Origin of the sequence: Streptomyces sp. NPDC086077 (assembly GCF_040686175.1) — a bacterium.
GTDB lineage: Bacteria > Actinomycetota > Actinomycetes > Streptomycetales > Streptomycetaceae > Streptomyces.
On the sequence record NZ_JBFBJT010000251.1, the window covers coordinates 1 to 6115 of the forward strand.

At 73.3% G+C, this 6115-nt stretch carries 6 protein-coding genes and 2 pseudogenes; 2 read left to right on the top strand and 6 right to left on the bottom strand.

Annotated elements, in window-relative coordinates:
* Together AB0O67_RS36055 and AB0O67_RS36060 are read right to left on the bottom strand one after the other, a co-directional pair.
* Positions 1-1630 (bottom strand): bifunctional 3'-5' exonuclease/DNA polymerase (locus tag AB0O67_RS36055; RefSeq protein WP_365459923.1); only part of this gene is annotated, 1630 nt, incomplete at its 3' end.
* 181 nt (positions 1631-1811) lie between these two features.
* A complete protein-coding gene (locus tag AB0O67_RS36060; RefSeq protein WP_365459926.1) occupies positions 1812-2567 on the bottom strand; it encodes a Clp protease N-terminal domain-containing protein in 756 nt (251 codons plus the stop codon).
* 73 nt (positions 2568-2640) lie between these two features.
* On the opposite strand from AB0O67_RS36060, the gene AB0O67_RS36065 reads away from it, so the two are divergent.
* Positions 2641-3855, top strand: a complete 1215-nt coding sequence (locus AB0O67_RS36065) for a DUF2786 domain-containing protein (RefSeq protein ID WP_365459929.1) — start codon at positions 2641-2643, stop codon at positions 3853-3855.
* Positions 3856-3858: 3 nt separating this feature from the next.
* Here the strand turns inward: AB0O67_RS36065 and AB0O67_RS36070 are convergent, their stop codons facing one another.
* From AB0O67_RS36070 to AB0O67_RS36085, 4 genes and pseudogenes are all read right to left on the bottom strand, one after another.
* Positions 3859-4386 carry a DUF4232 domain-containing protein gene (locus AB0O67_RS36070; protein WP_365459932.1) on the bottom strand — a complete coding sequence of 176 codons (528 nt, stop codon included), beginning with the start codon at positions 4384-4386 and terminating at the stop codon, positions 3859-3861.
* Positions 4387-4477: 91 nt separating this feature from the next.
* Positions 4478-5035 (bottom strand): hypothetical protein, encoded by a 558-nt coding sequence (locus AB0O67_RS36075; RefSeq protein ID WP_365459935.1) that lies wholly within the window; start codon positions 5033-5035, stop codon positions 4478-4480.
* 369 nt (positions 5036-5404) lie between these two features.
* Entirely contained in the window at positions 5405-5710 is a 306-nt protein-coding gene (rpsN, locus tag AB0O67_RS36080; protein ID WP_365459938.1) for a 30S ribosomal protein S14, read from the bottom strand.
* A pseudogene (locus tag AB0O67_RS36085) lies at positions 5710-5793 on the bottom strand (50S ribosomal protein L28); the annotation flags it as partial. The gene rpsN and the pseudogene AB0O67_RS36085, both read right to left, overlap by 1 nt.
* A gap of 106 nt (positions 5794-5899) precedes the next feature.
* Between AB0O67_RS36085 and AB0O67_RS36090 the strand changes: the two are divergent.
* A pseudogene (locus AB0O67_RS36090) lies at positions 5900-6115 on the top strand (integrase); the annotation flags it as partial.

A 6115-nucleotide genomic window follows, 5' to 3' on the forward strand; every position in this document is an offset into this window, starting at 1 on the left:
GCCCGAACGTCAGCCGGGCCGCCAACGCCCCCGCCTCCCGGATCGCGGCGACGACCGTCTCGGCCTCCTCCTGCGGACAGTGCACGATCACCTCGTCGTGCTGGAAGAAGACCAGCTCGGCGGCCAGGTCCGCGCAGGTGCGGCGCAGCGCGGCGAGCAGCAGCAGCATCCAGTCGGCCGCGCTGCCCTGGACGACGAAGTTGCGGGCGAAGCGGCCCCGGGCGCGGGCGTTGGTGGAGGCGTGACCGGGCACCCACTGCTGGGAGTCGGAATCCTCCTCCGCCGCGGTGACCGGGATGCCCGCCTCCTCACCGGCGTCCTCGCCCGCCCCTGCGGCCGGCGGGCAGGTCCGGCCGAGCCACGTCCGCACCAGCCGTCCCTCCTCACCCGCGCGGGCCGCGTCGTCGACGTACGCCACCGCCTTGGGGAAGCGGCGTCTGAGGGCGGCGAGGTTCCTCAGGCCGTCGCCGGAGGTCTGGCCGTAGACCGCGCCGAGCACGGCGAGTTTGGCCTGGGCGCGGTCGCCGGAGAAGGCACGGTCGGAGACGGACTGGTACAGGTCGCTCTCGCGGCCGGCCACCTCCATCAGGCCGGGGTCGCGGGAGATCGCCGCCAGCACTCGCGGCTCCATCTGGTCGGCGTCGGCGACGACCAGCCGCCAGCCCGGGTCGGCGACCACGGCACGCCGGATCACCTTGGGGATCTGCAGGGCGCCCCCGCCGTTGGTCACCCAGCGGCCGGTGACCGTGCCGCCCGCCAGGAACTCCGGCCGGAACCGCCCCTCCCGCACCCAGTCCTGCAGCCAGGACCAGCCGTGCGCGACCCAGATGCGGTACAGCTTCTTGTACTCCACCAACGGCTTGACCGCCGGATGGTCGAGGGACTCGATCTCCCAGCGCCGTGTGGAGCCGACCTTGATCCCGGCCTGCGCGAAGGCCTTGATCACATCGGCCGGCAGATCGGGCCGCACCCGTCGCCCGAACGCGGTGGACACCTCCTCCGCCAGCTCGGCCAGGCGGCGCGGCTCGCCACCGCCCGTGTACCGCTCGCCGAGCAGTTCGTGCAGCACCTCGCGGTGCACCTCCGCGCTCCACGGCACCCCCGCGCGGTTCATCTCGGCCGCCACCAGCATCCCCGCCGACTCGGCTGCCGTCAGCAGCCGCATCCGGTCGGGGTGCGCGGCCCGGTCGTGCCGCCGCTGCTGCTCGGCGTACACGGCGATCAGGTCGTCCAGGGGGAGGTGCCTGCCCTGGGGCTCGAACAGCGGGGACTGCGCGCCCGGTTCGGCCGCGCGCTGCGGGGGGTCGGGCGGTACGGGGCCACCGCGCAGCCGGGCGAGTGCGGCGGCTGCCGAGCGGGGTTCGCCGTACCGTCCCTCGTGGCCTAGGAGGAGGGTCTCGGCGTCCTCGATGTCGTAGCACCGCTCGACCCGCACGCCTGTGGCGAGCAGCCGCGGATACACCTCGGCGGTGGACCGCCACACCCACCGCGTGACGTGCGGTCGGCCGCGCACCGCCGCCGCCAGGTCCCCCTCCCGCCGCACCGGCCCGGCGGGCAGCCCGTCGGGACCGAGGGGGGCGACGTCCACGCCACTGTCCTCGGCCGGAGCGAGCGCCCATCGGTCGGCCATGCTGGTGAGTGTCGCAGCAGGGTCTGACAACGGACCGCCGCGGCGACGCGGCGCCCCCTGAGCCCCGCCAGCCGACGCCCACGCGACACGACGCCCCCAGCCTCCGGACCAGAGCGGCCCTCGCCTCCAGAGCAGAGCCGCCCCCGGCGCCCCAGCCCCCCGCAGAACCCCCAGAGCCCCTTCAGCTCCCCCCAGGGCCCTCCCCCGCGCCCCCCTCGCGCTCGCGCATCAATTGCTCAAGTGCCTCGGTCACGTACTGTTCCACCCCCGCCTTGGTGATGCCGAGGCCGGACAGCAGGCCCTCGCCGTTCTCGAACTCAAGGAGGGCAAGCAGGAGGTGCTCGGTGCCGACGTAGTTGTGGCCGAGGCGGAGGGCCTCGCGGAAGGTGAGTTCCAGGACCTTCTTGGAGTCCGAGGCGTACGGGACGAGTTCCGGGCCCTCCTCCGCGGCCGGCGGGAGCGCCGCGGTCGCAGCCTCACGGACCGCGTCCAGGGTGACGCCCTGTGCCGTGACGGCCAGCGCGGCGAGCGCCTCCGGCTCCGTGAGCAGGCCGAGGACGAGGTGCGCGGGCAGCCCTTCGGCGTGGTGCGCCGCCTTGGCCGCGTCGTGCGAGGCCACGACCACCCTCCGCGCGCGGGGGGTGTAGCGGCTGAAGCCCTGGCTCGGGTCCAGGTCCATGGACTCCTTCGGCACGAACCGCTTCTGCGCGGCCTGCCGGGTGACGCCCATGCTCTTGCCGATGTCCGTCCAGGAGGCGCCGGAGCGCCGGGCCTGGTCCACGAAGTGGCCGATCAGGTGGTCGGCCACGTCGCCCAGGTGCTCGCCGGCGAGCACCGCGTCCTGGAGCTGGTCGAGGGGTTCGTTGTGGACCTTCTTGATGGCCGCGATGAGGTCGTCGAGACGGATGGATGACGTGAAGTCGGGGTTCTTCGCCATGTGTCAACCGTAGGTTGACACCCCACTGGCGTCAACCCTGAGTTGACAGCAATCCGCGTGACACGATCCCCACGTGGACACCAGCACCGTCGACCGGGCCTTCCAGGCCGCCCTCTACGCCCCCACCGAGGACCACGCCGCCCTCGACGCAGGCGCCTCCCTGCTCGCGGCCGACCCGGCGGCGGACGGGGAAGTCACCCGGCGGGGCGTGGAGTTCGTCGCCGGGGCCTGGCGCCGCGGCTGGCAGCCCGCCGACGTCGTACGGATCGTCCGCCGCGATCTGGACGACGTACACGAACGCCTCGTGGCCGCGCTGATCCTCGAGCAGGCGCCGGACGACCGTCCACGCGGCCCCCGCTGGGCGGCCCAGCTCGCCCAGCTCGCCGAGGAGACCCCCGCCGCCCCCGCCCGCACCGACCGCTTCACGCACGCCACCGCGGTCCTGGAGCTGTACCGCCTCCTGCTGCGCCTCCCCACCCTCGAAGACCTCGACGAGCCGCAGCCGCGGACGGGCACGCGGACGCGGTCGAGGACCGGCGCCGAGAGACAGCCGTTCGAGTCCCGGATGCTGACCCGCATCCGCGCCCTGCTCGCGAAGGCCGAGGCCACCGAGTTCCCGGACGAGGCGGAGGCCCTCAGCGCCAAGGCGCAGGAGCTGATGGCGCGGCACAGCATCGACGCGGCGCTGCTCGCGGGCCAGACGCGGGGCGGGGCCGGGCCCACGGCCTGGCGGATCGGCGTCGACCAGCCCTACGAACAGGCCAAGGCGGTGCTGCTCGACGTGGTCGCCACCGCCAACCACTGCCGCGCGGTGTGGAACGAACCCCTCGGCTTCTCGACCGTCGTCGGCTTCGCACCGGACCTGGAGGTGGCCGAACTCCTCTACACCTCGCTCCTCGTCCAAGCCACGACCGCGATGACGAAGGCCGAGGCCGCTCAGCGCGCGGGCGGCCGCAGACGCACGAAGACCTTCCGGCAGTCCTTCCTCGCCGCGTACGCGCACCGCATCGGCGTCCGTCTCGCCGCCGCCGCCGAGGAGACCGCCAGGCAGGCCGCCGAAGAGGCCGCCGGAGGGGCCGCCGGGCAGACCGGCGGCGAGGGCCACGCGGCCGGCGGGCTGCTCCCGGTCCTGGCCTCGCGCGAGGCCGCGGTCACCGAGCACGCGGAGAACATGTTCCCGGAGACGACCACGACCCGGCTGCGCGGAGTGACCGACGCGGCGGGCTGGACGGAGGGCTCACGGGCGGCGGACCGGGCGGAGGTCCGATCCCGCCGCCGTCTCGACTGACCCTCAGTCGCCGGCCTGCTGGAACGCCCCCACCGAGGCGTCCGGCACACCCCCCGCGCCGAGCGCGACAGGGCCGTACGACCACGCGAAGCCCCGCGTCGCCGAATCGCCCGGCAGGCCGATCTTCACCCTCGTGGCGTCGAGGCTGCCGCCGGCGCCCGCCTCACCCCGGACGTAGGTGATCGTGAACGTCGCCGCCGTGCCCTCGGCGAGCGTCAGCTTCTGCGCCTGGGCCGCCTCGTCCTCCGTCACGGTCGCGGAGGTGGCGTCGGCCTGGAGGCCGACGGTGGGGAAGCCGTCCAGGGTGCACTCGGCGCCCTGGTTGGTGACGGTGACGGGGATGTTGCCGGTGTCCCCGGCGAGGGGCGCGGCGTTGGCGGGGCCGACCTCCACGCCGACCTCGTCGAGTACACAGGCGGAGGTGTCCTGGCCGCCGTCGTCACCGTCACCGTCGCCACCGCCCGCACAGGCGGTCAGCAGCAGAGCGGCGGCGAGGGCGGCGGAGCCGACGGTGAGCGAAGTAGCGCGCATGAGTGGGTCCCCTGGGGTTCGTGACGATGCCCCTGGATCATCACGTACGCGGGCGCCGCACGATCACCCGGCCCGTCTCACCGGCGTCACCTCACGAGCCGGTCCCTGTGGTGGGCAGCCCGGCGGTCGGCAGGTTGGACGGCAGTTCCCCGCCCTCGGCCCTGGTGTACGTCTCCTCGCCGAGACCGCCGTCCCACGTCACCTTCAGGCTCGTGGCGCTGACGGAGCCGACCGTGCCGGTGCCGCGCTCGTCCTTGCCCTTCGAGCAGGTGAGCCGGATCGTCCGGGTGCCCGACGCCCCAGCCACGCGCCCGCTGCACATGGTCCCGCCGGTGGCGAACAGCCCGGCGGTCTCGCCGGTGACGACCAGCGCCACCGCCTCACCCTCGCTGGTGGCGAGCCAGCTGCCCTCCAGGTCCCCGGCCGCCCCGGACGGCGAAGCGCCACCGCCGGCGGTACCCGCCGACGACGTACCCGGGCCGGGAGTGGAGCCGGCCGAGGTTCCGCCCTGATCCGGTTCCGAGTCGCCGCCCCCACTGCAGGCGGTCAGCGCGACCGCCCCCACCACGGCCGCGGCCACGGCCGCGATCCGCACCCGCCCGCGCACCGCACCGCGCGCGTGGGCCACCGAAGTCGTCGCGGAAGTCACTGCATGCCCCCAGAGGTGAGCCGGTAGCCGATGGGCCGCACTGCCGCGCGGCCCTGCAGGCGGACTGTCGCACAGCGGTACAGCCGTACCACCGGATAACAGCACAGCCGCACAGTTCGACAACAGCACAACCCGACAACAGCACGGCCGGACAACACCACGGCAAGACGACCACACAGCCCGACAACCGGATGGCCACACAGCCCGACGACCACACAGGCGCACCGCCCTACGACCGTACCGTCCTAAGACCGGACCGCCTTACGCTCCGACGAGCACACAGCCGTACTTGCGCACAGGCATACGGCCCTACGGCCTGACAGTCCGGCAGTCAGACGATCGCAGCGAGCCGGCAGCCCGTGACGCCGTCTACCAGGACGACTTCCGCACCCCCGGCAGGTGCCCCGCGTGCGCCTGCTCCCGCAGACCCACCCGGGACAGCCCGAACGCCCGGAAGTACCCGCGCGGCCGTCCGTCCACCTGGTCCCGGTTGCGTACGCGCGTGGCGCCGGCGTCACGCGGCTGCCCGCGCAGCTCCCGCTGGGCGGCGAGGCGTTCGGCCTCCGTCGACGACGGCCTCCGGACGATCTCCTTCAGCTCGGCCCGCCGGGCGGCGTACCGCATGACGATCTCCTGCCGCTTCGCGTTCTTCGCGATCTTGCTCTTCTTGGCCATCAGACCTTCACCCCGCGCGCGCGGATGCGGGCCACCGCCGCCTCGACGCCGATCACGTCGACCGTCCTGATCCCCTTCCGAGTCTTCCCTGTTGGATCGACGTGTTGAAGCGGATCGAGCAGGGGTGGATGCGTGCCGAGTTGGCGTACGTACTGGGTGCCGAGGGACCGCCAGGTGGCGGGGGATCGCGTGCCGGTTCTGACTGGGTGGAAGGACCTGGGGGAGCGTGAGGATCGAGTTGGAATTCATCCTGGGGATCCGATTCTTCTTTCTCCGGACTACCGGATCGATGAAGCGCTTAGCCGGTATCTATGCCGGTCGTCGTTCGCCCGTCTGGCTCAGGAGACGAAACGGAACTACACGGACGACTACTGCCTGTTCTTCGATTTCCTGTGGCAGCGCGGG

Bases quoted from the DNA above. Each gene is read 5' to 3' on its own strand.
- AB0O67_RS36060 (WP_365459926.1), bottom strand. From the start codon at position 2,567: ATGGCGAAGAACCCCGACTTCACGTCATCCATCCGTCTCGACGACCTC.
- AB0O67_RS36070 (WP_365459932.1), bottom strand. From the start codon at position 4,386: ATGCGCGCTACTTCGCTCACCGTCGGCTCCGCCGCCCTCGCCGCCGCT.
- rpsN (WP_365459938.1), bottom strand. From the start codon at position 5,710: ATGGCCAAGAAGAGCAAGATCGCGAAGAACGCGAAGCGGCAGGAGATC.